Source organism: Bifidobacterium aquikefiri, assembly GCF_002259795.1.
Taxonomy (GTDB): Bacteria; Actinomycetota; Actinomycetes; order Actinomycetales; family Bifidobacteriaceae; genus Bombiscardovia; species Bombiscardovia aquikefiri.
Window position 1 is genome coordinate 153,220 of record NZ_MWXA01000003.1, and the last position, 25,135, is coordinate 178,354.

The window sequence follows — 25,135 nt, forward strand, 5'->3', positions numbered from 1 at the left end:
TGGAGCAGTTCTGCAACGATTATGCGCGTGCACACCGATGGTTGAGCGCGGCCTAGGAAACGGCATAGTGCGCCAGGCAGCGCCGTATCACGTCACACGAAGGGGAAACATTTGATCCAGCCAACTCAACAAGCTCTGCCAACGGACTCTGGTGACACTCCGGTTTCGAAGCGTGAGTGGAATGTGAAGCGGTTCATTGTATGCCTTGGTGTAGCGGTACTCGTTTCGGCTGTGGCAAGCGCCATTCTCTTGGGAATTGGCGTGTCGAGCCTCAATGAGGCTCCTCTTTCTTACAATTCTCTGAATTACAAGACGCAGGTGCTGAAAAACGGTGACCTGAAAATAGATCAGCGGGTGTCCATCAAACTCAACGAGCGCGAGGATGATGATGGCGACACACTGCCATGGCGTCAGATGTATCAGCAATACACGATCAATCCAAACAATCTGACATCGATTGCCGACGTTTCGGTTCGCAATGTCACAGATGGCACCACCTATACGCAGACCAAGCCAATTCCGCCTGATGACGTTTCAGGCACGGACAATTGGGATTCAACCGAAGCAAATCATTGGTATATTGCCGATGTTTCCGATTCCGACAATCCAACGCAATACGTTGCCTCAACCGCTGGCAGGGACTCCAAATATCCTGTAGAGATAGGCTGGAACATTCCCGAGACGGATTCCGCTGAGGCGATGGTCTTTGATATAACAATGACTTTCCACGGCGTTTCGACTGCTCACCCGGATGTGACCAACTTCCAGTGGGAACCATTCGGCAATGCCAATCAGATTCCGATCGGCACGGTGAATGCAACAGTCAGCTTCCCCGAAGGCATCAACTCAAAGAATTCCTGGGCGTGGCTGCATTACGCGGGACAGTCCCAGACATCTCGTGCAGACGATGGGACCTTGAAGTTCTCGGCACAGAATGTGGGTGCCGGCGAGCACCTCGATCTGGTCGCAATGTTCGATTCCTCAGCCAGCAGCGGTGTTGCAAGAACGAGCAGCACCGACGTCAAGCAGAGCATCATCGACGACGAGACACAGCAAGAGACCAAGGCTAGGGATGCCGCGCGGGTGAAGGCGCGGTTCACCGTAATCGCGTGGATCATTGGCGGTATCCTTGCACTGATTCTCAGCGTTTTTGCTCTACGAGCGGCTTTCACAACCTATGGCGCCTCACGCTATCACGGCGATGTGGAGTACTGGCGCGAACCGCCGAACATGAGTCCAGCATCGGCAGCGAGCATGCATGATCTTGTACTTAAGAAAACCTCAGACAAGGCATCGCGTCAAATGGCAGCCAGTGTGCTATCGCTGGCATCCAAGCATGCGATTTCGATTTATCCGGGCTCGGTCTCAGTGTATGGCAATGTCGATCTGGTACAGGCTGATTCGGTGCAGATTTCAAGTGCGGTTTCGAGTGACGACAAACGATTGCAGAAAGATCTTGCATCGACGTCGACGATTGTCATTCATCCAGTCTGTTCCAATGATCGTGGGGCACTCAAGCTCAGTTCCTCTGAAGATGCTGCGTTGCATCTCTTGGAATGTGCGGCGCAACGTTTGAATTCATCAGTGTTTGACTTGAAGCAGATGCAGCAAAGCTTCAAGAAGTGGGAGTCTGGCTATAAGGAGCAGGCGAAGTTCACGAATGCGGTGAGCGGTGAATTCGCCTTGCTTGGAGCAACCCAAACGAAGGCCAGCTCGATTGGGTTGGGCATCACTGGCATTACCTGTGCTTTGGTTGGCACGCTGGCAGCTGGGTTGACGCTTGGCGGGGGAACCTTTGTGATCGGCATTCTTTGCAGCTTTGTGCTTTTGGTATGCTCCATCTTTGCAGTCACATACGGCAAGGTTACGGTGCTTAATGACACCGGTCAGGAATACGCCGGACAGATTCAAGGACTTGAACGATATCTACTCGACTTCAGCTCCTTCGAAGATCGCGGCGTTGACAACCTCACACTGTGGGATCGTTATCTCGTCTATGCTGCGGCCTTCGGCATCAGCAACGAAGCATTGCAGCAGCTTGCACGCGCCAATCCAAAGCTGGGCGACCCCGAATGGCTTGATTCCAATGCTTCCGGTTCCATGCTGTATTGGTCGTTCAGACCGTGGGCATTCATGGCCTATGGCTATGGTATGGGCGGATTTGGCAACGCATCTCCAGGAATGCCTGCAAACTCGAACGTTAACCCAGGAATTGGCGATCTCGGCAGTCAACTGACCTCCAGCTTCTCGTCCATCAGCTCGACGATTCATGCTGCCGCCCCTTCGTCATCCTCCGGCGGTGGCTTCTCTGGAGGCGGCTTTGCCGGTGGTGGCGGTGGCTCAGGCGGTGGATCCTTCGGCGGTAGGTAAAAGAGCGTGCGACGACATCGCCAGCGTGTAGGGTTGGAGTGATCGTCACCAAGTTGAAAGGGACTCCAGATGGAACTACGTCGCAGAAATATAGGTCAGCGCAGCACCACTGCCATCGGCTTTGGAGAGATGCCTTTGACAATCGAAGGCAAACCCGGCCACGAGCAGGCGATAGAAACCATTCATGCCGCGCTGGATGCCGGTTGTCGTCATATCGATACCGCCTGGGCTTATTACGAATCGGGTGGCGAGGAAGAGACAGGTGAGAAACTCGTCCGTCAGGCATTGCAATCGTGGAGTGGCCCTCGTGAAGAGGTTCTGGTTGCCACCAAGGTGGGGCATTTCAGGAATTTCACCGATGGCAGGCCGACATGGGATGTCGATGGTCGTCCCGAGAGTCTGATTCGTTATGGTAAGCAATCAGCCGAGGCTTTGGGTGTGAACAGTATTGATCTGCTGTATTTCCATCGCCCTGATCCAAAAGTGCCATACAACGAGTCCATCGAAGCCATCAAGCAGCTGGTCGATGAAGGCGTTGTCAAGGATGCCGGTATATCGAATGCCAGCATTGAGCAGATCGATGTTGCTCGTGGCATACTTGGCGAGAGTCTGGTAGCTGTTCAAAACCAGTATTCTCCAATCTATCGCGACACTGAAGATACGTTGGAATACACCAGAAAAGTCGGTCTCGCATTTGTCTGTTGGAGTCCATTGGGCGGTTTTCGCAAGGCAAAGGACGAGAGCAGATTCGATCCATTCAAGGCGGTTGCCAAGGCACATCAAGTCAGCTATCAACAGGTAGTGCTTGCGTGGGAGCTGAGCAAGGGAGATCACATGTTTGCGATTCCTGGCGCTCACCGTCCAGCAACCATCTTGGATTCACTCCATGCCGGTCAGCTTGAATTGAGCGCCGACGAACTTGCAACTCTGGGCTGAGACGAGTTGACATCGTCAATGCTCCATTTCCATGCTGCTTGATGGTGTGTCGGCATTGCCTCACCCATCACTCAACGTGCGTCATCGGTCGGAAGGATATAGACATATGACTGTTGAAGACCCATTCAGCGCTTCTCTACACCATGAGCAAGGTGTGGGAACAAAGGGGCGCCGAGCATTGATTATCGTAGATGTGCAGCCCACCTTCTGTGAAGGTGGCGAACTCGGTGTAGAGGGTGGCAATCGAGTGGCATCGGCGATTGCAGACTTTGTGAAGGAACATCGCAAGGATTACTGCTATATCGCAACGACTCAGGATTGGCATATTGAACCTGGCCATCATTTTTCCGATACCCCTGACTTCGTTGATACATGGCCGCGGCATGGTGTTGCAGGCTCCAAGAATGCGAAGCTCCACCCTCTGATTGCGGCATTGGGCATCGAACACCATTTCAAAAAGGGTCAATATGAAGCTGCATATTCGGGTTTTCAAGGTATTGAGGATCTTGGCGGTCCTGCGATTCCTTCGCGCGAGGAGTTTGCGCAAATGAGCAAGGCTGGACACACGTTGAAACATGAACTCGACGAGCAACAGGTGAGCAATGTTGATGTAGTGGGCATTGCACAATCGCATTGTGTGAAGGAAACTGCCCTGGATGCTCAGAAATATGGCTTACGCGTGCGCGTTTTCACCGATCTGACTGTTCCCGTGAGTAGAGAACTGGGAGAAGAAGCTCGCAAGGAGATGAACAATGCAGGAATCATCCTTCAACCTTCACGCTGAAAGCGTTGTATCAGCACAGATTCTGGATGACACACGCATCGATGACCACGACAGCTCAGGTAATCCGATTCCCGTGACCATACCCATTGATTTGGCTCCTGGCGTGCGGGTCACCTATACGACGAGGCTCGGCGGGATTTCGACCGGAAGCTTCGCCCAGCTCAACTTGGGCGGCAAAGGAGGAGACAATCCCCGTCATGTGCTTGCGAATCGCAGGGCATTGTCACAATCGCTCCATGCACCCTTGGCGTTAGTCAGTCAGGTTCATTCCGGGCACGCCATCGATATCGATGATGTCTGGAAACACAATGCGGATTTTGGCTTCGATGCCAGTGGAACGGCTGTTCATGAGCCAGCTGTGAGTTCATCAGCTGTGAGTTCATCAGCTGTGAGTTCATCATCTGTGTCTTCTCAACTTGTGTCTTCTCAAGCTGTGTCTCACGGCGGGCAACGCTCTCAAAGCCCGGATTCCGAGGATATTTCGGTTCAGGGGATAGCGGGCACTGTGATTGATGCTGACGGACAGATTTCGGAGCAATCAGACGTAGCGCTCGGCATGTTCGCGGCTGACTGCCTGCCGGTGCTGCTTGCAGATCCGAACAGGCACATCATCGCCGCCGCTCATTGTGGACGGAAAGGTCTGCAACGGGGGATCATCGCGGCGACCGTTGCGAGGATGCAGGAACATGGCGCGCAACTTGACAACATCGTTGCAACCTTAGGTCCGTGCATCTGTGGTGACTGCTATGAGGTTGGCGACGAAATTGCCGCGGACTTCGATGTGCAGTTCCCCGGTGCTGCAACGCAGACGCGTTTCGGTGGCAAGGGCATCGATATCGCAAAGGCAGCGACCATGGCTCTGCACGATGCCGGAGTCGTTCGTCTCATCTCTTCCATACCACGAGTGAATGCTGCAACACAGTATCTTGAACACGATCAGGAACTTGCTGACCTGTGCAGTGTGGACGGCGAGGGTCCAGTATCGTTGGCGGAGCGTATTGCAGACATACGTCACAGCCTGTGCACGCTGGAAAATCCTCTCTGGTTCTCACACCGCCGCGCAACTCTAGCCCATAAATCCCGTGAAGGCCGGATGCTCGCTCTGATAGCTCAGCATCGGTAATTAACCGCAAGCAAGGCAATACAATTGCGCTCAATAACGATGGCATAAAGCTGCAACCATTGAGGGGTGAACAATGACTGAAGACGCGGGCCGGTGCAGTGAGCTGATGACGCTTCGGGGCTTGTCGACTTTGCTGTATGAAATGGGCAGGACCTTTGACAATCTTTCATCAACTCGACTCGCGACCGAGGAGTTCCTGCGTACCAACAACCCCAAGGTGCTCGGCAGTCGCAATGATTTCACGTTGCTCAGTGACTTGAAGGATGCGGCGAATTATGCGTTGACGCATGCGAGGCATGCGATCGATTTCGCATATCTGTGTGGGATCAATGCGCAGATGACACGGACCGCCGCCATTGAGCCGGGAAAAATACGAACGTCAAGCAACATTGTTGTCCATACTGCGCTTGGAGATTACGTACCGCCAGTTCCAAAGGAACAGGAATTGAGCAGGGTGATACATCTAGCGCTTGCTGAAAGCGATCCACGTAAGGCAGCGTCAACCGTATTCGTCACGATTGCTCGAAGTCAGCCATTTGGCGATGGAAACAAGCGTTCAGCACTACTGCTGGCCAATGGTTTGCTGCTCCATCGTGGCTACCCGGGTATGCTTTCAGTTCCCGTTGAAGATGCGGGTAGGCAGGAGTTCAATGCGAAGCTCTCAGCCTGGTACCTGCAAGGCGATAAAGCTATCATTGCGTGGCTTTCTGCCTGGAACCAACACCGAGGGCGATAGCCGGATGTTTATGCTTTGGGAGTCTATTTTTCGTGGATTGAGCCGGAAAATCGACTCCCGAAGCGCAAGCTATCGGAAAAGGGTCGGCTGAAGCACAACGTGGTGAGCGACTGAAACGCAATATGAGCATAGACTGGTAGGTATGGAACGGTTTTCTGTTATTGTGTCCGGCTTTGACCGGTATGAAAGTGTCGATGTCAATCCGTCGCGCGAAGTTCCTGAAGCTTTGGAATCTCAAGGGTTGAAACTCGGCTCGAATAGTGAGACAAATCCGACCTCCGATGTTGATGATGACGTGAGCTTTGATTGTGAAATACACATTCACAGTGTGATGTTGCCTGTCAGTTTCACCAATGCGTGGCCGACACTGAAGGCTGCGATAGACAGGTATCATCCTGATATAGTCATCGCCACCGGACTGAAGCATGCAGCCAGGGGTATCGCATTGGAACGATGCGCAACCAATCTTATGGATGCTGCCCGTCCTGATGCAGACAACGTCAAGCCGCGCAAGATTGCGATCGTCGAAGAAGGACCAGCGGCATATTGGACAAGGCTGCCATTGCGCTCGATACTTGAGGATTTTTCCACGCACAACATTCCGGCGACCTTGAGCTCCGACGCGGGAACCTACGTCTGCAATTCTTTGTTCTATCATCTGCTGAACTGGACTTCGCATCAGCAAAAAGTACTTTCAGGTTTTGTGAGTTTTCCCCTGGTGAATGAGCACGGGGGAAATCTGTATGGGTTGCCTCTGAAACAGCAGATTGCTGCCGGACGTGACGTCGTGAAGGAAACCTTGCGTTATTATCGTGAACCAGCCACAAGAGATGTGGTAATCGTCTGAGAACAATCTGGGAAAGCACTGAATGTTGCGCTGAGAGTGTGTGAAATCATCGATGCTAGGATGTTTCCGTCATTATTGGATATACAGTCATATGAAGTGGGTTTGACGTAAGAACCGGCAATCGGTGAATAGGAGTTTCGATGGTGGATAATTTCCCTGTTGTGTTGCGTGGATATGACAAAGACAGAGTTGACGGTGCACTTTCTGACATGCGTCAGAATATTGTCCGTCTGCGTGAGCAGATCAAGGCTTATGATACAAGGGTTTTGAAACTCGAGTCGGAACTTCAGGACGAGAAGGCGCGTAAGTCTACCGTTTCCAAGGATTCTTTCGCTTCACTGGGAGCCAATGCCCAGCAGTTGCTTGCCTCGGCCGAGCAGACGAGCACAGAACTCCTCAATCGCGCGAAGCAGGATGCGAACACCATCAGAACGTCTGCTCAGGAGCAGTCCGATACGGCAATCAACAACGCGCACATTGACGCAAAACGCGTTGTTGAGGAGTCGCAGGCAAAGGCGAAGTCTCTGCTTGATTCGGCAAGGGATAAGGCACAGACCGTTACAGCCACCGCGAGCCAACAGGCCGATCAGCTGCAGTCCACAGCCGATAAGAAGGTTTCTGAGCAACGCCAGGCAGTTGAGCTTGAGCTGCGCAATTCCCGTGCGGAGCATGAGAAGCGCATGGCCGCCGAGCGAGCCTCGCAGGAGCGGGACATCGCCGCGATGCGGGCGGAAGCGACCAAGGAGACCGCGCATCAGCGTCAGGTTGCCGATCAGGAGATCACGCAGCTGAAGAGTGAAGCCAATGATCAGATTCAGAAGGCGCTCGCGGAGGCCAATAAGAAGTTGGCAGATGTTCGTGAACAGGTATCACGCAACCTTACCGAGGCAAAGCGCAAGGCGGGCGAGATCACCGATGCGGCACATGTCAAGGCTCAGCAGATCACTGATGAAGCCGTGGTGAGCCGGGCTGAGACCCTTTCGAAGGTTTCTGCAGAGGTCCAGCAGATTCGCAAGGACATCTCCCAGCAACAGGACGATGCAACAGCCAAGGTCAACGAGCTGTTGAAAAATCTGGAAGAGCGTCGCGCCCAGACCGAGAAGGAATCTCAGGAGTTGCTTGCCCAGGCAAAGAAGGCTCGCGAAGATGCTGACGAATATGCTGCCCACAAGCGAGAGGATGCCGCGCTCAAGGCTGATCAGATCCTTGCCAAGGCATCATCCGACGCACACGTTGAGGTTGAGAATCGTCGTCATGCAGCTGAGCAGGAATTGAAGGGGTTGAAGACCAGCATTTCCAAGTTGCAGCATCGTGAGGCAACCATCACGGCGCGTGTTGACGATTTGCGCTCAATCTTTGCGAAATCCTTCGGGGCTCTTGATATTGCCGACGATCATGCAGACAAGACCGCGAACACGCCGGCAAACGCACCAACTACATCGTCCGATCAAGGTGAGCAGAGCAGCGGGGACGATGCCCAGAGCGATCAGAATGCCGCATGATTGCCCTGAGATTACAGAGTTCATCAACGAATAGTACAGTGCGATAGTGCATAAGTAATGTTGGTACGAATATCAATACGTAGATTGCTGAAGGGTATAAGTAATGAGTGAGAATCTACAACCACTGGGAAAAGAACAGCTTGCACAGATGCGTGAGAGCTTCGATGAACATGATGCACACCGTGTGGCCATGAATGCGGTCACGGGTGCAGGCATCAATGAGGTAGCAAGGAATTATGACAAGTCGCGCTTGTTGCAGCGTCGTTTTTCGGTCACGGTAGACAATGGCGATGTGACTTCACAAGAGCATTCGGGGCGCTGCTGGCTGTTCAGTTCTTTGAATGTGGCACGTTTTATTGCCAAGAAGTCGATGAACCTCAAGGAGTTCGAGTTTTCGCAGAACTATGCGATGTATTACGACAAGCTTGAGCGCATCAACTACTTCCTGCAGGATGTGGCCGAGCTGGTTCGTTCAGGCGAGACGAGTGATTCAAGGCTGATACAGCATCTGCTCAATGATGTGATGGGCGATGGCGGGCAGTGGACGATGGCGATGAACCTCTACAAGAAGTATGGTGCGGTTCCCAAGGATTTGTTCCCGGAGACGGCATCGTCACGTAACACTTCTGAGATGAATGTGCATCTTCGTTCCCTGCTTCACCAAGCAGTGGCCCATATGTATGAGAACACGGGCGACATCGACGCAATCGTGAAGACCACACTTGAGGCTGGCCACCGCGTTCTCACCATTCATCTTGGCACTCCTCCGACCAGTTTCGACTGGGAGTGGACCGACAAGGATGACAACTTCCATCGCGACGGTGAGATCACACCTCAGGAGTTCTGGAAGAAGTATGTTGATGCCGGCTTGGAAGACTATGTCTGCCTGGTTGACGATCCGCGCAGTGAGCACCCTAAGGGTCACAAGATTGCCATCGAGCACCTTGGAAATGTCGTTGGCGGCGATGCCACTGAATACCTGAACGTACCAGTTGACTTCATGAAGGACATGGCTCGCAGAATTCTCTCCGAAGAATCGATTCCAGTATGGTTCGGCGCTGATTGTCACCCGATGATGGACCGCAAGAACGGCGCATGGGCGACTGATCTCTTCGAGTACGGCCGTGTCTATGATTTCGATTTCGATCTCGACAAGGAAGAGCGCGTACGATATAACGACTCGGCAATGAATCATGCGATGGCTTTCGTGGGCGTCGACGTTGCCGATGATGGAACGACCACACGTCGTTGGCGAGTTGAGAATTCATGGGGCTGCAAGATCGCTGACAAAGGGTACTTCACGATGGAAGACTCTTGGTTCTCTGAATTCGTGTATGAGGTTGCCGTGCCGAAGTCCATGCTTCCGGCCGAATATCAGGAAGCCCTCAAGAAGCCGGCCATCAAGCTACCAGCCTGGGATCCGATGGGTGCTTTGGCCCGATAATTGGGTGCGGAGAAACCACATTGCGAGTTTTGTGACAATTTTGAAGTACAGAAGTGACTTTTTGGCTTATTCTCGACGCTGAAATGCCGATTTTGGGCTTTTGTACTTCAGAATTGCCACAAAACTCGTATTTCAGCAAACAATGTTGGCTGTAACGCATGTTTTCGATAGGGAATTCCAGAATTCAGACGAAAATTCGCCGAAAACGGGTATTGTCCGCTAGGCTTGACGGGCGGTATAGCGGCAGCAACGTATGGTGGAGGAGAACATGGCAGAATTGCGCGGGCCCGATAGCTCTGAGGATGAGCAGTCACGATTGAGCCGCCAAGCGGTGTTCCCTGAAACGGTTGATATCAACATTCGTCAGCTGGATCCGATTCCAGCACCACGAGCATTCATCAAAGAGTTGCCCCTTGGTCAGGCAGAGGCACGCTTTGTGCTTCGTTCCAGGCAAGAGATTCGAGACGTACTCAACGGAGTTGACGACAGACTGTTGGTTATTGTCGGTCCGTGCTCCATTCATGATCCGAAGGCGGCAGCCGAATACGCCTCAAAGCTGGCAAAGGTGCATAGTGAACTCAAGGACCGTCTGCTGATTGTGATGCGGGTGTATTTCGAAAAGCCGCGAACTACGGTGGGGTGGAAAGGACTGATCAATGATCCTGATCTGGACGGCACCTTCGACATTCGCAAGGGCATGTGGCTTGCGCGAAAGGTATTGATTGACATTGTGTCCAAGGGGGTTCCCGCTGCAACTGAATGGCTTGACCCGATAACGCCGCAGTATCTTTCCGATGCCATCAGCTGGGGTGCCATAGGAGCGAGAAATACCGAGAGCCAGGTACATCGCGAACTGGCAAGCGGACTTTCCATGCCCATCGGATTCAAGAATTCCACCGATGGCAATGTGAAGGCGGCCGCAGATTCCTGCTATTCCGCATCGGCGGAGCACCACTTCCTTTCCATCAATCTTGACGGTCATGTCATTGCTGCAGAAACGAAGGGAAATCCAAACTGCCATCTCATTCTTCGCGGATCATCGCATGGTCCGAACTACGATTCGGAATCGGTTGCGTCCGCAATGCGAGAGTTGCATGATTCCAAGGCCAGCGGTCCCAGCGAACATGGCCTGATCATTGATGCCGCACACGGAAACTCGGGCAAGGACGAAAACGTCGAAGCCTGTGTCGTTGAGGACATTGCCGGAAGACTGGCATCTGGTGAGCGGGGCATCACGGGTATCATGATGGAGAGCTTCCTTCAGGGCGGTAATCAGCAGCCCGGTCCGTTGAGCTCATTGATCTATGGATGCTCGGTGACCGATCGATGCATCCCGTGGTCGAGGACTGACGAGTTACTGCACACTCTCGCAGAGAGCATTGCCATTCGTAGATCGCAGACAGCTTGACATCTGCGCGTGCAGACTACAATCATGGTGCACGCAGTATTAACGCAGTGATTGCTCCTGGATCAATGCATTCAGGAATGACGCAAGAAGGTGGGGGATATGTCCGACAGCGCACAGGAGTCAGAACGCGGTCAGATTCATGCCATCCGCGAGGCGATAGCCGAAGGCAAGAACCCTCTATCAATGCAGGGAATCAGCCGTTGGGAAAATGAGGTCGGCATTGACCCAATCATCAATCGCAGAGTCTTGGAACTTGATCCGTTGCCGGCTCCGGCCGATGTGCTTGCACAATATCCATTGACCGCGAAATCGCGTGAATTGGTGGCATATTCGCGTGATGAACTACGCGCCTGCCTCTATGGGCAGGACGATCGCCTGGTGGTCATCGTCGGACCATGTTCGATTCACGATCCAAGTGCGGCACTCGATTATGCGCATAGGCTTGCGGCTATGAAGCAGGAGCTTGATTCCGAGTTGCTCATCATCATGCGCGTATATTTTGAAAAACCCCGAACAACCGTTGGCTGGAAGGGATTGATCAACGATCCCGATGTTGATGGTAGCCATAACATTCGTAAAGGCCTCCTGCTTGCGCGCAAAACATTGATAGGTGTGCTTGATCAGGGTTTGGCGGCTGCGACCGAATTTCTTGAGCCTACATCGCCCCAGTTCATTGCAGATGCCGTGACATGGGGTGCAATTGGCGCAAGGAATACGGAGAGTCAAATCCATCGTCAGCTTGCCAGCGGTCTATCGATGCCAGTCGGCTTCAAGAATGCTACAGATGGCAGTGTCAAGGTCGCGATAGATGGTTGCTATACGGCGGCGCAACGTCATACTTTCTTTGGTATCGATCACCGGGGGCGTGCCGCTGCAGTCGAGACGCTAGGAAATCCTGATTGCCATGTGGTGCTGCGGGGTTCCTCGCACGGACCGAATTACGATGCACAGTCCGTCGCTGATGCAATGGCAAGCATTCGTCACGAGATGTCTGAGGATTCGGCAGCGGCACATGGTCTCATCATCGATGCTGCGCATGGCAATTCAGGCAAGAACGAGAAGCAGGAGATTCGCGTTGTTCGCGATATTTCTCAACGAATCGCAGCCGGAGAACGTAATATCACGGGCATCATGATGGAAAGCTTCATCGAAGGGGGCAATCAGCCTGCCGCTCCGCTATCGAAATTGGTCTATGGCAAATCGATAACGGATAGATGCATCTCATGGCCGGACACGGAGGCACTTCTGCATGAGTTGGCTGATGCTGTACGCTCAAGACGCTGGAATTAGGTGGCTGAACCCGCAGACCTTTCACAGTCATCTCAGTTGATATCGAGGACGACGGTTGCACATTCACGCTTATTTGCGCTTGCTCACGATTTGCGGTACACTCGTGAAATTGTGTGTAAGGCAGGTGTGTAGCTTGCCGGTCACCTCACAGGCTTGAATGTCAGAGAGCTAGAGCAACACACGTATAGTGAGCACTTGTACATTGGATGTATATACAACATGCAATATATGTACACAGACATAAAGGGAGTTATCATGGCAGCTCGTTGCGCAGTATGCGGCAAGGGACCGCAGACAGGTTTCAGCGTTTCGCATTCACATATCCGCAATAAGCGCAGCTTCCGTCCGAACCTGCAGGCAGTTCGTACCAGCGTTGACGGCAAGAACTTGCGCGTCCGCGTGTGCACCAAGTGCCTCAAGGCCGGGAAGATACAGCGCGTAGCGGCCTGAATGCCACTCGCTTCTTTGTAGATCTGAACAGCACAAAGTGCGCGTTCCACCTGAACTCATTGCTATAACAGCTTTGTTTTCAGTCGGGACGCGCACTTTTTGTTTTTCATACTACGCTGTAATCGAACATCAAGAATGTTCACAATTGCGAGTGCCTGATATAACCGCCCTTGGATATGATGGTTGAGTCGCGCTACAGAGAGGATTCCATGTCAGTTTACGAGAATTATGTGACTCAGTTCGGATCGTTTAAGAAGATCGATGCCTTTGGCTATCTGGATTACTTGGAGGGTCATCCAGACGAGCCGAGAAAGCATGGGAAAGTCGTGCTGGTCACTGCGGATACACCGTTGAAGGCTTCGCGTGGCGAGGGGAAAACCACTACGACCATTGCACTTATCGATGCACTTCGCGCACGTGGAATTGATGCGGCAGCTGTGCTCAGACAGCCGAGCATGGGCATCACCGCCGCAGGCTCAAAGGGCGGTGCTTCGGGTGGCGGCAAGGCATCTCTGACGCATCCAGAGCTTGTGGATTGGGGTCTGTGCGGTGAGATGGCGGCCATTGCGGCTGCTCAGAATCTGCTTGTTGCCTTCGCGGAGAAGGCTGTGGACGATGAAAGACTTGATACGATTGCGGTGCCGCGGGTATCTGAAACGCCATCGCGTTCACTGCGCCGCGTTCGAGTGGATGATGGGAAAAATAACATCGCTGAGCGCGTTGTGCTCACGCCAACGTGTGAATTGACCCAGATTGTAGTGCTTTCGCGAAGCATGGACGAGATCAGCAACCGCGTTTCGAATATGGTTGCTGGCGAGAAAGATGGCCAGCCGGTACGATTCGGCGATTTCATCGATTTGTGGCGCATCACCAACATTCTCACCGAGGCGGTGAAGCCGGCATATACGGAAACGATGCAGGGTTCTCCGGTATATGTGCATTGTGGACCATTTGCCAACGTCTCCATCGGCATCCCAAGCTTGGTATCCGTTGAAATGGCGTGTGCAAGACATGATGTGGTTGTTGTTGAGGCAGGATACGGCACTGATGCCGGCGCACAGAAGTGGCTCGACATTGCAGCTCGTGAATACGGCGCGCAGTGGCCTTCTGCTGCAATCGTCGTTACGCGTGCAACGACATGGCGCGATGATCCAACCCTGCGCTGGAGGTATCCGTTCCATGTTCACCGTTTGGAGAGCCTTGGAATTCCTGCCTTCCCCATGATCAATCTCTGGGATGGAGAGGACGATCAGGTTCTCGAACTGCGCCAACAGGCATCTCATTTGAAATTCCGCGAACCCATCGTTGGCAACCTCTTCCGTGATGGTGGCGATGCACTTGTCAATCAGTTGGATGGATTCGTTGCAGCCGTGCAAAATGAAGGTATTCCTTCTGTACCGGGCAGCCATAAGGGCATGGATATTCTTGAGCATGTCCGCTGGATTGCTGATAGTGCCTATGGCGTTCCTGCCGAACGTGTTGTGATGCGCGATGGATTCAGTGAATCGTTGCAGGATGCGCGCGCACTGTGCGCGGCATTAGGCCAGGATCTGAATGACTACGCGGTTGTTGCCGTGAAGTCGCCGGCGACCATGACGGATAATGACAGCGCACCTGAGGAATCTCGTTCGGTGACGCTGAAAAAGGTCGAAGTGCATGCCGGTGCAGGCTTGGTGCAGGTCAATCTGACCTCTTCGTTGACGACTCCGATGCCAAAGATCGTCTGAGCATCGGGAAACATCGCTGTTGCTATCCACGTGAACAGTATCTGCGCAACATCGGCGGGAAACGACCGGCAAACCACCAACCGTTGCAACCACCACTAGAAACCGCCCTTTTTTGCCTATAACCCCGTCATCCCGAGCGAGCGGAGCGAGTCGAGGGATCTCCACTGTCGATGCTCACAAGGCTGAGATCTCTCGACTCGCTACGCTCCGCTCGAGATGACGGGGGACACACTTTTTTGCTTATTAACCCATAACCCGGGGTATTGACCTATAAAAAATTCTCACCATCTTTCGGTGGTGAGAATTTTGGCTTGTGCCCCCACGGGGACTCGAACCCCGGACACGCTGATTAAGAGTCAGCTGCTCTAGCCAACTGAGCTATAGGGGCGTTGGCACTTCTTGAGCCGAGTGACAACTGTACACCCTTTTTGGGTAATTGCAACTCTGCACGGCGTTGTGTTGTGAAATCTTGTTGTACACTCTTTCTGGAGAGCCACATTTTCGTTGTGTTTCGAGGCTGTATCTCCCCATTCATTCTATTTCGTTGCACCTGAATACAGGAGTTATTGTGCATTATTCCCTCATGACTGAATTGATTGCGGAGTTTATCGGAACTGCATTACTGATGGTCTTCGGCAACGGAGCCGTTGCCAACGTGGAGCTGAAAGGCACCAAGGGCTTCAAATCCGGATGGATAACGATTGCCATGGGTTATGGTTTCGGTGTCATGTTCCCCGTACTGATGTTCGGAAGCGTCTCTGGGGCGCACATCAATCCAGCGATGACGATTGCTCAGGTTGTGGTCGGCATGTTCCCCGTATCGGATATGCTCCCGTACATCATTGCGCAGCTGTTCGGTGCATTGGCAGGCCAGCTCATCGTCGTGGCGACCTATTACCCATATTACAAGGCGACCGAGTCGGCAGATTCAATCTTTGCAACGTTCTCGACCACAGATGCGGCGCAGTCTCGCACCAATTACTTCCTCAATGAGTTCTTCGGAACATTGATTCTTGTCGTTGGAGCATTGAGCTGTCTGATTCTTCCGTGGGGAGCGAAGGATCCCGCTGCAGCCTCAATTGTCGTTGGCTTCATCGTGTGGGGTCTGGTCACATCCATGGGCGGACCGACGGGGCCAGGGTTGAATCCTGCTCGTGATCTGATGCCGCGATTGCTCCATCAGATTCTTCCTTTCCCCAACAAGGGATCATCTCGATGGAAAGAGGCATGGATTCCCGTCGTTGCACCAATAGCCGGGGCTATAGTGGGTGCAGAGATATTCCATTACTTCATTGTCTGAGAGGTTGTCTGAAGCGTTGACTGAGAGCTTGCCGGGGAATGAGTGTGATGATTCGCTCGCCGAGGGTTTCGCCAGACATGCCAACAACGGCTTTCACAAGCTTGGAAATGATGCTGCACGTGGACTTCGAACCATTCCGGTCATCGGCCGGATTGCCCCCTCGCCAACAGGACGGATGCACATAGGCAATGTGTATGCCGCCTTGGCTGCCTGGCTGGCTGCTCGTGCGGCGCATGGCCGTGTCAGACTCCGCATCGAAGATATCGATGCGGAACGAGACATACCCGATGCGGACCGGTGGATCATGGACGATCTTTCGTGGCTTGGTCTGGATTGGGATGGGGATGTCGTTTATCAGTCGCAACGTATAGATTGCTATCACGAAGCCTTGCAGCGATTGAGGTCGCAATATCTTCGCGATGAGACTGACGATGCTCAATCGAGCGACGAACCACAGCCGCTGATTTATCCCTGCTTCTGTTCACGAGCTGATCTCAAGGCGGCCTCGGCGCCCAACGATGGCGATGGCTTTCGGGTGTATGCCGGAACTTGCCGAAGACTTTCGGCCGCTGAACGCAGACGACGCATTGCTGCAGGCGAGAGGTATGCCTTGAGAATCGCCGTGCCGCAAGATTGCCATGATTCGTCTGCGAACGTGAATTTTCTGGACCACATGTATGGCCATCAGCACTTCAATCTTGCTCAGGATATTGGTGATACGGTCATTCGTCGCTCCGACGGTGAGTATGCCTATCAGTTTGCCGTAAGCGTTGATGATAGGGCGATGGGGGTGAATCAAATTGTTAGGGGCAGAGATCTTCTGCCATCGACTGCCATCCAAGAATGGATTGTGCGGCAACTGAATTCCGTTGATGCTGCCATCTCGAATTCAGTATCTGCCGAGTATATTCACCTTCCCCTGATCGTTGATGCAAGAGGTCGGCGATTGGCCAAGCGTCATGCCGATCTGGATCTGGGCGTGCTGAGAGCGCGGCATACGAAGTCTGAGCTTGTGGTTGGATTATGTGCATATTGGCTTGGTCTGATTGACCGCCCATATCCGTGCAAGGCTTGCAATCTGATTGCGAAGTTTTCCACTGAACGAGTCAAACGTCACCCTGAGGATATTCGTGTGGATTCGCAGTCGCTTCAAGCCATTGGACTCTCGTTCGCACAAGGATGACGCACACTCATATGGGCGATTTCGAGTGAGCGCGATAGCCTTGATATTCAGGGATATCAAGGGATATCCAGCAGAGCAGGACAAGGCTGACAAAGGGGCGTTCATATGGTCTCCTATATGGGGCATATTGATCTTTCGAATCAGAACGTAGAGGCGCAGAGGGCGGCACAGATTCACGACAATATTGTGACGGTCATGGACAAGATTCGTGTCACCGAGCATCAGACGGGGCGTTCCAGTGGAGAAGTGAAGCTGCTTGCCGCCACCAAAACGCGCACCGTTGGTGAGATCATGGCGGCAATTGATGCAGGGGTGCGTCTGATCGGTGAGAACCGACCTCAGGAGGTCACTGCCAAGATTGCAGGTTTGCAGACGTTGTGCGCTCAACATGGGCTTGCACTCAACCCAAAGTCTCATGATGAGGCAAAGGTTATGAACACATGCGTGGGCTTTCATCTTATCGGTCAGTTGCAGGCGAACAAGATCAATAAGGTTATTGATCATGTAGGAACCATTGAGTCGGTTGATAATTTTCAACTGGCAGAACGCATCAGTCGGCGTGCAGCTGCGCGGGGTCTGACCATGGGAATACTTCTCGAGGTCAATGAATCCGGAGAAGAGGCGAAGTCGGGATGCGAGCCTGATGACGCATTCGAACTTGCCTGCAAGATGGCTACACTGCCAGGACTTGAGTTGCAGGGATTGATGACTATCGGCGCTCACGTTGACGATGAAGCCATCATTCGGAAGGGTTTTGCGCATTTGCGTACTGCAAGGGATGCCATATTGCAGTCGGGTGAGCAGGGGACTGCTGGTTGCAGTGAACTCTCGATGGGCATGACGCACGATATGGAATACGCGATACGTGAAGGTTCGACAATCGTTCGTGTTGGAACTGCTATCTTCGGGCCGAGGGCCTTTATCTGATCCGTGTCTTGACTGGCCTTGCTGCGTCGCGAGAATTGATTGCTCCCGTGAGCCATTGAACACGACAGGAAAGGGGAATTCGATATGAAAGTTGAAGAGCGTTTGTTGTCAGGATTGCGCAGTCACGGTCGAAAGCATGGTGGCGTCATGGATGTGAAGCCTCAATCCATTCGTATTCATGCTCAGGTTATCGGTATGGTGCAGGGTGTTGGTTTCCGCTATGCTGCATTGAGGGTTGCAGAGCGAATCCAAGTGACCGGCTGGGTCCATAACGAACACGATGGTTCTGTTGTGGTCGAGGCTCAAGGCGATGAGGAAGCAATCAGCAGTATGACGCAATGGCTTCACGAAGGACCTGCATGGGCAAGAGTCGACAACGTGAACATTGAGCACATCAATCCTGTTCCTGAGCGCAGATTTATCATCAGATAGGCTCACCGCTCAGTGATTCGAGTCGGCGCAAGAACTTCCAATCTCGATGAAGGAAAGTCTCAGTCACCCAACGTGCTCTCAATGGCATCTACGAAGGCATCCAAATCGTCTGGCTTGCGTGACGTGATCAAGCGCCATTCCTGCGAATCGTCAATCAGGACTTCCTGGTCACGATATACGCCACCGGAGTTTTCAATATCGGCTGCGATGTAGCGGCAGCTGGTGAGCGTCTTGCCTGATGTCAGTCCAGCGTTCACCAGAAGCCACGGTCCATGGCATATTGCGGCGATGGGCTTCTTGGCCTTCGCAAATTCCTGAGCCAGTGAAATTGCCTTTGGTGTGATGCGCAGACGATCGACATTGCAGGTGCCACCAGGAACGATCAGCATGTCGTAATCCTCGGCCTTGACATCCTCCAGAAGTGCGTCTGGTTTGACCTTTTCGCCTTCGTAGCGGTCATGCTTTACGGTTTCGACTTCATCGAAGCTCGGTGCGGCCAAGGTGACGTTAGCACCCGCCTTGCGTAAATCGCGCAGGGGGCGTGTGAGCTCAGTTTCTTCGATGCCCCAGTTGTTGACAATGATCAAGGCATTAGCCTGTTGCAGTGCACTCATATTCAATCCTTTCCCATCTCTTAATGTCATCCACTTCAATACTGCCAGCTTGCCGAGCAGACTTCATCCACCATGACATAACTGTGTTGAGAGCGAACATGTCCGTCACTGGGCGTGACTCGGCGACTCGGTTCGGATGCCGGTCACGCGAAATAGAAATCGTGGAAATCGTACTGATATACGCGATAGATGATATTCTGCCTCAGATTCATCTTCCACTGGCTGATCAGTTTGCCATTGGAAGTGTATACGCCGAATATGCCACGCATTCCCGAATCAATCAGAATATTGCCATTGGACAGATCCTGCGCACTGCTCACCAAGGGAGAGAACGGCACCTTGAACGTGCTCACCAGCTGATAGGTGCCGGTCTTTTCGTTGACCAGATACTTGTCATAGTCAGATGTGGTGTACTTCGTCATGCTGGTGTTGATGCCCGGCGTATTCGCAGCCCAGTCATAGTCTGGACGGGTATTGCTCGATCCGTAATTGTTGTCGAACATGTAGAGATAGTATTCGCCGTCCGGCAGGCTTGGATCGCTGACGTATGTCACTGAATGTTGTCCGCCGGTATTGGGGAACGTGCCTTTCTGCGTAAGCAGATATTTGGCGTAGTCCGTGCCCTTCCAGAAGTTTTGCTCACCGATCATGTATGAGATGCTTGGCTTGGTCTCGATGGCATTGATCTTGATGATGGTCGAGGTCTCGCGTGAACTCACAATCGCACTTCCATCGTCCAGGACCTGGATGGTGTTGAGGTGAATCCAATCCTTCTTATGAGGTGTGGAATCGGCATTGAAGTCGGAGCTGTTGCTATCGGATGTCGAAGATTCTGAAGTACCGAGTGAAGCGTTCTTTGCTGTTGCCTCATATGATTTGAACAGTGAGACCATGTCCACCAAGAGGCTGACCTTGCCAGTGGTGGCATTGATCTTGATGATTTTGTCCTGGATGCTCTGTTCCCTAAGATCGGTTGCCAGCACAATGAAGTTTCCGTGCTTGTCGAATTCGTAATCGTGATGCAGTATGTAGTTCGTGCCGGTGTTATAGAACTTGACGAGCCTGCCGAGTTTGTTCATGCCAACGATCAGATGTGTGGAAGCGCTGAAGTACATCAGATCGTTACGGAAGAGCAGTCGGTGGCTTCTATAGAACAGGATGGGAATCTCACCGCGGATCACACCATGGGTGTCGTAGTAATACATGAAATCCTGTTCTGTACTGTCGTTGCCAAGAATGGCGTACAGGCCGTTGCCCAAATTCTGGGAGGAGTTCTTCTTGGTGCTGGACAGCTGAACCTCGACATCGCTTTGGAGCTTGCCTTGCTTGTGCTGGATGGTTCTGGTGAACTGTTCGCCATTCTTCAAGGTGAGCGTGATGGTTATGACGTTATTTGCCTCTGGAATGAGGCCCAATGCCTGGAACTCATGCGTTGTCGTGAATTCGTCGCCTTTGTCGGGAGTTGCGCTGAAATCAGGATAATCGGTGTCCGGGGCTGAAATCGTATAGCTGACCTTGGCGGGCTGATCGGTGGTGAAATAGATGTATGCACCTGTGGTGCTGGTTCCGTAGGGGTTGTATTTCACAAAGATGTTGTCTTGATTGTGGGCACTCTTATCGCGCTGGGCAATCAGATCCGCCTGCGCTTTCTGCTGATATGAAGTGGTATAGATCTTTTCGATCTTTGCGGTCAGACGCGAAAGCTTAACCTTATTGATGCTTGTGGTCACGCTTGTTGCGGAGGCAAATGAGACTACCGTGATGATTGCTACGACAATGATTCCCGTAACAATCCTGCCGATGGGCCCTTTGAGATCCTCTTGGAATCTCTTCAGGCGTGGGTGTGTTGCCTCATTCGATGATGAGGATGGCGAATCCTTATCATCGGGTGTCTTCGCTGACATAACATGATCCTTTCCGATATTCATAATCTGCCTTGGTGCAGATCCCCTCTGCTTTCCATGCTTCGGCCGTATGTCTCAATAGTATTGTGAAGACTTGAAACTTTCTGGAATTATCTCGAAGAATTCCTGATATTTGCCATGAACGGAGATCCCTCGACTCCGCTCCGCTTCGCTCGGGATGACGGGGTGGGCTACGTTCCGCTCGGGATGACAGGGAAGGCTCCGCTCGGGGTGACGGGGTGGGGCTTGCTTGTGATCTTGACGTTTTTCCTGTCATCTCGAGCGAAGTCGAGAGATCTCCCCGACTCCGCTCCGCCATGCTCGGGATGACAGGGAAGGCTGCACTCGGTGCGGTGGTGGGGATATGCTGGTCGCATGAGAATTGCACGTTTTTCATTGAACGACCAGCCGCAATATGCGTTCGTTCAGCACGATGACAAAGAAAACAAAGACTACCTGATCTGCCTCGATGGCTATCCATTGGGGGCGAAACAGGTGAGTCCGACCGGTGAGCGCCATGCCTTGGATGAAGAGGGCATCCGTCTGCTCGCACCGGTAATCCCGTCCAAGGTGTTTGGATTGGCAAAGAACTACGCAGCGCACGCCAAGTTCATGGCCGATGCCGGGCATGCCCCAACTCCTGTCCCACCGGAACAGATGGTGATTTTTTCGAAGCCATCGACCTCGGTCATCGGTCCTGACGATCCGATTGTTTACCCGAGCTTCTCTCATAACATGAACTTCGAGCCTGAGCTTGCTGTGGTGATTGGTCGCATTGCCAAGAATGTGTCTGAATCCGAGGCGATGTCGTATGTGCTGGGCTATACATGCGTCAACGACGTTACCCTGCGCGATCTTCAGGGCGGCGACCCGATGTGGACAAGAGCCAAGGGCTTCGACACCTCGTGCCCGCTTGGGCCATGGATAGAGACGGATGTCGATTATGCCAACACCAGGATTTCATTCTCGCTCAATGGCAAGGATGTTCCTGAAGCCAGTGGCACGACTGCGCAGCTCGTTCATTCGATTCCTGCTCAGATATCGTTCATTTCAAGTTTCTCCACCCTGCTTCCTGGCGATGTCATCATGACGGGGACTCCGAATGCATCCATGGAATTAAAGCCGGGAGACGAGCCAGTCGTTCATATTGAAGGTGTTGGCAGTCTGCGTAATGTGGTGGTTCAAGGCTGAAACGAGAAGCAACAGCGAACCAAACTTCTTATATTCCCAAAACTTGAGTCGACATCACTCAAGTTTTGGGAATATTATTTTTTCCGAGTGGTTGTTCATAGCAGAACACAATCGTCAAGACATATGGCTGGCGTTGGACCGAACTATCAGCATGCAATCGGGATGTTGCAGGCAGGTACCAGCCTTTTGGAGGAAATATGGAACAGAAATTCACCACGTTGGCACAACAGGCAATTGGTGATGCGATTCAAAGCGCATCAGCTGCAGGCAATGCGCAGGTCGACACTCTGCATCTGCTGGATTCGTTGATGCGTCAACAAGGAGGAGTCGTCGGCGCTCTGCTCAAGGAGGCGGGCGGTGACTCCCAGCAGATTGGTGCTCAGGTGCGCAATGCGCTCGTGGAGCTGCCGGCTGCAAGCGGTTCAAGCACTGCTCAGCCACAGGCGAGCCGTCAGCTTACCGTTGCCCTGACCCAGGCTGAACATGAGATGCAGCACATGGGAGACGATTATGTCTCTACGGAACATTTGCTGATTGCCATTGCAGTGGGACCATCGCAGGCCGCGGATATCTTGCGCAAGTCTGGCATCACTCCGGAGAATCTGCGCAAGGTGATTCCAAGCGTGCGTGGGGGAGCGAAGGTCACCAGTCCAGACGCCGAGGGCAATTACAAGGCATTGGAGAAGTACTCATCCGATCTGACAGCTCAGGCGAAGGAAGGCAAGCTCGATCCGGTCATCGGCCGTGATCAGGAGATTCGCCGCGTCATTCAGATTCTCAGTCGTAGAACCAAGAACAACCCGGTGCTGATCGGAGAGCCTGGTGTCGGCAAGACAGCCGTCGTCGAAGGTCTCGCGCAGCGGATCGTCGCGGGCGACGTACCGACTGGTCTACAGGGCAAGAAGTTGATCTCTCTGGATCTGGGTTCGATGGTTGCGGGCAGCAAGTACCGTGGCGAATTCGAGGAACGATTGAAGTCAGTGCTCAACGAGATCAAGAGCGCCAATGGAGAGGTCATCACCTTCATCGATGAGATTCATACTATTGTAGGCGCGGGTGCTGCTGAAGGATCGATGGATGCCGGCAACATGCTCAAGCCCATGCTCGCTCGCGGCGAGCTGCGTCTGATCGGCGCGACGACACTCGACGAATACCGCGAGAACATTGAGAAGGATCCTGCACTTGAACGCAGATTCCAGCAGGTGTTTGTCGGGGAGCCATCGGTTGAGGATACCGTTGCCATCCTTCGTGGCTTGAAGCAGCGGTACGAGGCGCACCACAAGGTGACTATCGGTGACGATGCCTTGGTTGCAGCAGCGACACTCTCGAATCGATACATTACCGGTCGCCAATTGCCAGACAAGGCGATTGACCTGGTTGACGAGGCAGCGGCCCATCTTCGCATGGAGCTCGATTCGCAGCCTGAGGAAATCGATGAATTGCAGCGTAAGGTAACGCGTCTCGAAATGGAGGAGATGCAGCTGAAAAAGGCCGAAGATCCTGCGTCCAAGGACCGTTATGAGAAATTGCAGTCTGATCTGGCTGATACCAAGGAAAAGCTTGGTGGGCTGACGGCTCGGTGGAACGCCGAGAAGGCAGGCCACAACAAGATCGGTGATTTGCGTGCCCAATTGGATGCCAAGCGCGTCGATGCTGACAAGGCGACACGTGAAGGCAACCTTGAAGAGGCCTCGCGCATTCTCTATGGCGAAATTCCAGCGATTCAGAAGGAGTTGGCAGCCGCCGAGAACGCTGCGGACGAATCTAACGAGCAGCATGATGGAAATACTGATGAAGGTGCCGATATTGCAGGCGGTCCTGCTGAAGAGCCAATGGTTCCTGATCATGTCGATGCCGATTCCGTCGCAGAAATCGTCGCGGATTGGACCGGCATTCCTGTAGGCCGTCTGATGCAAGGTGAGAACGAGAAGCTCCTGCATATGGAAGACACCTTGGGCAGGCGTGTCATCGGTCAGAAAACCGCCATTAGTGCAGTCTCTGATGCGGTTCGTCGCTCTCGTGCAGGAATCTCCGACCCTGACAGACCAACCGGTTCATTCATGTTCCTCGGTCCTACTGGTGTAGGCAAGACTGAACTGGCGAAAGCGCTCGCAGACTTCCTCTTTGATGACGAGAAGGCCATGGTGCGCATCGACATGAGTGAATACATGGAGAAGGCATCGGTGTCTCGGCTCATTGGTGCGGCTCCGGGCTATGTCGGTTATGAAGAGGGCGGCCAGCTCACTGAAGCGATTCGCCGTCGTCCATATTCGGTCGTGCTGTTCGATGAGGTTGAAAAGGCCAATTCCGAGGTATTCGACATCCTGCTGCAGGTGCTTGACGATGGTCGACTGACCGATGGCCAAGGCAGAACCGTGGATTTCAAGAACACGATTCTGATCATGACCTCAAATCTGGGATCACAGTTCCTGATTGACGATTCGCTCGATAAGGAAGCGAAGCATCGTGCCGTTATGGATGCGGTGCACGCTCACTTCAAGCCTGAATTCCTCAATCGACTCGATGAGATGGTGGTGTTTGATCCTCTCACACGTGAGGAATTGGCAGGTATCGTCAACATCCAGGTCAACCAGGTTGCCGCGCGTCTGACCGACCGTAGAATCATGCTTGATGTAACGGATTCTGCTCGTGAGTGGCTCGCAGATGCCGGCTATGACCCGGCCTATGGTGCACGTCCATTGCGTCGGCTGGTACAGACCGAGGTTGGTGATCAGCTCGCAAGAATGCTGCTTGCCGGCAAGATTCACGATGGCGATACCGTACTGGTTGATCAGACGGGTGGTGAGCATCTTGAACTCACCGCATGGCCAACTGACAATCTGGTCAGCGACGATACGTCGACATCATCAGGCAATGGCAATGATGTGCACGTTGATGGAATCAGCGAGGATCCGCCAGCTGAGAACAGGTAATCTGCCATCGCAGCGCTCGCAGGTCTGAGTGTAA

Annotated in this window: 20 protein-coding genes and 1 tRNA gene; 18 read left to right on the forward strand and 3 right to left on the reverse strand. The window is 52.9% G+C overall.

Features of this window, described 5'->3' with window-relative positions:
- Positions 1-111 precede the first annotated feature (111 nt).
- The 12 genes from BAQU_RS02330 to BAQU_RS02385 all read left to right on the forward strand — a co-directional run bounded on the left by BAQU_RS02330 (position 112) and on the right by BAQU_RS02385 (position 14,617).
- On the forward strand, positions 112-2,370 hold the full coding sequence (locus tag BAQU_RS02330; RefSeq protein WP_094692454.1) for a DUF2207 domain-containing protein: 2,259 nt from the start codon (positions 112-114) through the stop codon (positions 2,368-2,370).
- A gap of 69 nt (positions 2,371-2,439) precedes the next feature.
- Positions 2,440-3,306, forward strand: coding sequence for an aldo/keto reductase (locus BAQU_RS02335; protein WP_094692455.1), 867 nt, complete (start codon positions 2,440-2,442; stop codon positions 3,304-3,306).
- 106 nt (positions 3,307-3,412) lie between these two features.
- A complete protein-coding gene (locus BAQU_RS02340; RefSeq protein ID WP_094692669.1) occupies positions 3,413-4,090 on the forward strand; it encodes an isochorismatase family protein in 678 nt (225 codons plus the stop codon).
- Positions 4,059-5,213, forward strand: coding sequence for a purine nucleoside phosphorylase YfiH/LACC1 family protein (locus BAQU_RS02345; protein ID WP_094692456.1), 1,155 nt, complete (start codon positions 4,059-4,061; stop codon positions 5,211-5,213). Before BAQU_RS02340 ends, BAQU_RS02345 begins: the two co-directional genes overlap by 32 nt.
- A gap of 73 nt (positions 5,214-5,286) precedes the next feature.
- On the forward strand, positions 5,287-5,949 hold the full coding sequence (locus BAQU_RS02350) for a Fic family protein (protein WP_094692457.1): 663 nt from the start codon (positions 5,287-5,289) through the stop codon (positions 5,947-5,949).
- Between the two features lie 142 nt (positions 5,950-6,091).
- A complete protein-coding gene (locus BAQU_RS02355; RefSeq protein WP_094692458.1) occupies positions 6,092-6,796 on the forward strand; it encodes a pyroglutamyl-peptidase I in 705 nt (234 codons plus the stop codon).
- Positions 6,797-6,936: 140 nt separating this feature from the next.
- On the forward strand, positions 6,937-8,298 hold the full coding sequence (locus BAQU_RS02360; protein ID WP_094692459.1) for a DivIVA domain-containing protein: 1,362 nt from the start codon (positions 6,937-6,939) through the stop codon (positions 8,296-8,298).
- 103 nt (positions 8,299-8,401) lie between these two features.
- The gene (locus BAQU_RS02365) at positions 8,402-9,742 is read left to right on the forward strand and encodes a C1 family peptidase (RefSeq protein WP_094692460.1); all 1,341 of its coding nucleotides are present in this window, start codon (positions 8,402-8,404) and stop codon (positions 9,740-9,742) included.
- Positions 9,743-10,010: 268 nt separating this feature from the next.
- Positions 10,011-11,150 (forward strand): 3-deoxy-7-phosphoheptulonate synthase, encoded by a 1,140-nt coding sequence (locus BAQU_RS02370; protein WP_094692670.1) that lies wholly within the window; start codon positions 10,011-10,013, stop codon positions 11,148-11,150.
- Positions 11,151-11,249: 99 nt separating this feature from the next.
- Positions 11,250-12,440 (forward strand): 3-deoxy-7-phosphoheptulonate synthase, encoded by a 1,191-nt coding sequence (locus tag BAQU_RS02375; RefSeq protein WP_094692461.1) that lies wholly within the window; start codon positions 11,250-11,252, stop codon positions 12,438-12,440.
- 255 nt (positions 12,441-12,695) lie between these two features.
- Positions 12,696-12,890: a 50S ribosomal protein L28 gene (gene rpmB, locus BAQU_RS02380; protein ID WP_094692672.1), complete on the forward strand. Its 195-nt coding sequence runs from the start codon at positions 12,696-12,698 to the stop codon at positions 12,888-12,890.
- 209 nt (positions 12,891-13,099) lie between these two features.
- The gene (locus BAQU_RS02385; RefSeq protein ID WP_094692462.1) at positions 13,100-14,617 is read left to right on the forward strand and encodes a formate--tetrahydrofolate ligase; all 1,518 of its coding nucleotides are present in this window, start codon (positions 13,100-13,102) and stop codon (positions 14,615-14,617) included.
- A 314-nt stretch (positions 14,618-14,931) separates the two neighbouring features.
- Here the strand turns inward: BAQU_RS02385 and BAQU_RS02390 are convergent.
- Positions 14,932-15,005, reverse strand: a tRNA-Lys gene (locus BAQU_RS02390).
- A gap of 180 nt (positions 15,006-15,185) precedes the next feature.
- Here BAQU_RS02390 and BAQU_RS02395 point away from each other — a divergent pair.
- From BAQU_RS02395 to BAQU_RS02410, 4 genes are all read left to right on the forward strand, one after another.
- The gene (locus tag BAQU_RS02395; RefSeq protein ID WP_094692463.1) at positions 15,186-15,917 is read left to right on the forward strand and encodes an MIP/aquaporin family protein; all 732 of its coding nucleotides are present in this window, start codon (positions 15,186-15,188) and stop codon (positions 15,915-15,917) included.
- 28 nt (positions 15,918-15,945) lie between these two features.
- The gene (locus BAQU_RS02400) at positions 15,946-17,100 is read left to right on the forward strand and encodes a glutamate--tRNA ligase family protein (RefSeq protein ID WP_244568402.1); all 1,155 of its coding nucleotides are present in this window, start codon (positions 15,946-15,948) and stop codon (positions 17,098-17,100) included.
- A 105-nt stretch (positions 17,101-17,205) separates the two neighbouring features.
- Positions 17,206-18,027, forward strand: a complete 822-nt coding sequence (locus BAQU_RS02405) for a YggS family pyridoxal phosphate-dependent enzyme (protein ID WP_094692464.1) — start codon at positions 17,206-17,208, stop codon at positions 18,025-18,027.
- Between the two features lie 84 nt (positions 18,028-18,111).
- Complete coding sequence (locus BAQU_RS02410; RefSeq protein WP_211277091.1) at positions 18,112-18,459, forward strand: acylphosphatase; 348 nt, start codon at positions 18,112-18,114, stop codon at positions 18,457-18,459.
- 59 nt (positions 18,460-18,518) lie between these two features.
- Here BAQU_RS02410 and BAQU_RS02415 read toward each other — a convergent pair whose 3' ends face one another.
- Both BAQU_RS02415 and BAQU_RS02420 read right to left on the reverse strand, forming a co-directional pair.
- Positions 18,519-19,073: a type 1 glutamine amidotransferase domain-containing protein gene (locus BAQU_RS02415; RefSeq protein ID WP_094692465.1), complete on the reverse strand. Its 555-nt coding sequence runs from the start codon at positions 19,071-19,073 to the stop codon at positions 18,519-18,521.
- 143 nt (positions 19,074-19,216) lie between these two features.
- On the reverse strand, positions 19,217-20,977 hold the full coding sequence (locus tag BAQU_RS02420) for an aryl-sulfate sulfotransferase (RefSeq protein WP_094692678.1): 1,761 nt from the start codon (positions 20,975-20,977) through the stop codon (positions 19,217-19,219).
- A gap of 375 nt (positions 20,978-21,352) precedes the next feature.
- On the opposite strand from BAQU_RS02420, the gene BAQU_RS02425 reads away from it, so the two are divergent.
- Together BAQU_RS02425 and clpB are read left to right on the forward strand one after the other, a co-directional pair.
- Positions 21,353-22,168, forward strand: a complete 816-nt coding sequence (locus BAQU_RS02425) for a fumarylacetoacetate hydrolase family protein (protein WP_094692680.1) — start codon at positions 21,353-21,355, stop codon at positions 22,166-22,168.
- 197 nt (positions 22,169-22,365) lie between these two features.
- Positions 22,366-25,101 carry an ATP-dependent chaperone ClpB gene (gene clpB / locus BAQU_RS02430; protein ID WP_094692466.1) on the forward strand — a complete coding sequence of 912 codons (2,736 nt, stop codon included), beginning with the start codon at positions 22,366-22,368 and terminating at the stop codon, positions 25,099-25,101.
- The last annotated feature ends 34 nt before the right edge of the window (positions 25,102-25,135 follow it).

Coding starts and splice junctions, on each gene's coding strand:
- BAQU_RS02370 (WP_094692670.1), top strand. CDS start 10,011: ATGGCAGAATTGCGCGGGCCCGATAGCTCTGAGGATGAGCAGTCACGA.
- BAQU_RS02345 (WP_094692456.1), top strand. CDS start 4,059: ATGCAGGAATCATCCTTCAACCTTCACGCTGAAAGCGTTGTATCAGCA.
- BAQU_RS02335 (WP_094692455.1), top strand. CDS start 2,440: ATGGAACTACGTCGCAGAAATATAGGTCAGCGCAGCACCACTGCCATC.
- BAQU_RS02420 (WP_094692678.1), bottom strand. CDS start 20,977: ATGTCAGCGAAGACACCCGATGATAAGGATTCGCCATCCTCATCATCG.
- BAQU_RS02340 (WP_094692669.1), top strand. CDS start 3,413: ATGACTGTTGAAGACCCATTCAGCGCTTCTCTACACCATGAGCAAGGT.
- BAQU_RS02410 (WP_211277091.1), top strand. CDS start 18,112: ATGAAAGTTGAAGAGCGTTTGTTGTCAGGATTGCGCAGTCACGGTCGA.
- BAQU_RS02360 (WP_094692459.1), top strand. CDS start 6,937: ATGGTGGATAATTTCCCTGTTGTGTTGCGTGGATATGACAAAGACAGA.
- BAQU_RS02385 (WP_094692462.1), top strand. CDS start 13,100: ATGTCAGTTTACGAGAATTATGTGACTCAGTTCGGATCGTTTAAGAAG.
- BAQU_RS02375 (WP_094692461.1), top strand. CDS start 11,250: ATGTCCGACAGCGCACAGGAGTCAGAACGCGGTCAGATTCATGCCATC.
- BAQU_RS02405 (WP_094692464.1), top strand. CDS start 17,206: ATGGTCTCCTATATGGGGCATATTGATCTTTCGAATCAGAACGTAGAG.
- clpB (WP_094692466.1), top strand. CDS start 22,366: ATGGAACAGAAATTCACCACGTTGGCACAACAGGCAATTGGTGATGCG.
- BAQU_RS02415 (WP_094692465.1), bottom strand. CDS start 19,073: ATGAGTGCACTGCAACAGGCTAATGCCTTGATCATTGTCAACAACTGG.
- rpmB (WP_094692672.1), top strand. CDS start 12,696: ATGGCAGCTCGTTGCGCAGTATGCGGCAAGGGACCGCAGACAGGTTTC.
- BAQU_RS02425 (WP_094692680.1), top strand. CDS start 21,353: ATGAGAATTGCACGTTTTTCATTGAACGACCAGCCGCAATATGCGTTC.
- BAQU_RS02350 (WP_094692457.1), top strand. CDS start 5,287: ATGACTGAAGACGCGGGCCGGTGCAGTGAGCTGATGACGCTTCGGGGC.
- BAQU_RS02355 (WP_094692458.1), top strand. CDS start 6,092: ATGGAACGGTTTTCTGTTATTGTGTCCGGCTTTGACCGGTATGAAAGT.
- BAQU_RS02365 (WP_094692460.1), top strand. CDS start 8,402: ATGAGTGAGAATCTACAACCACTGGGAAAAGAACAGCTTGCACAGATG.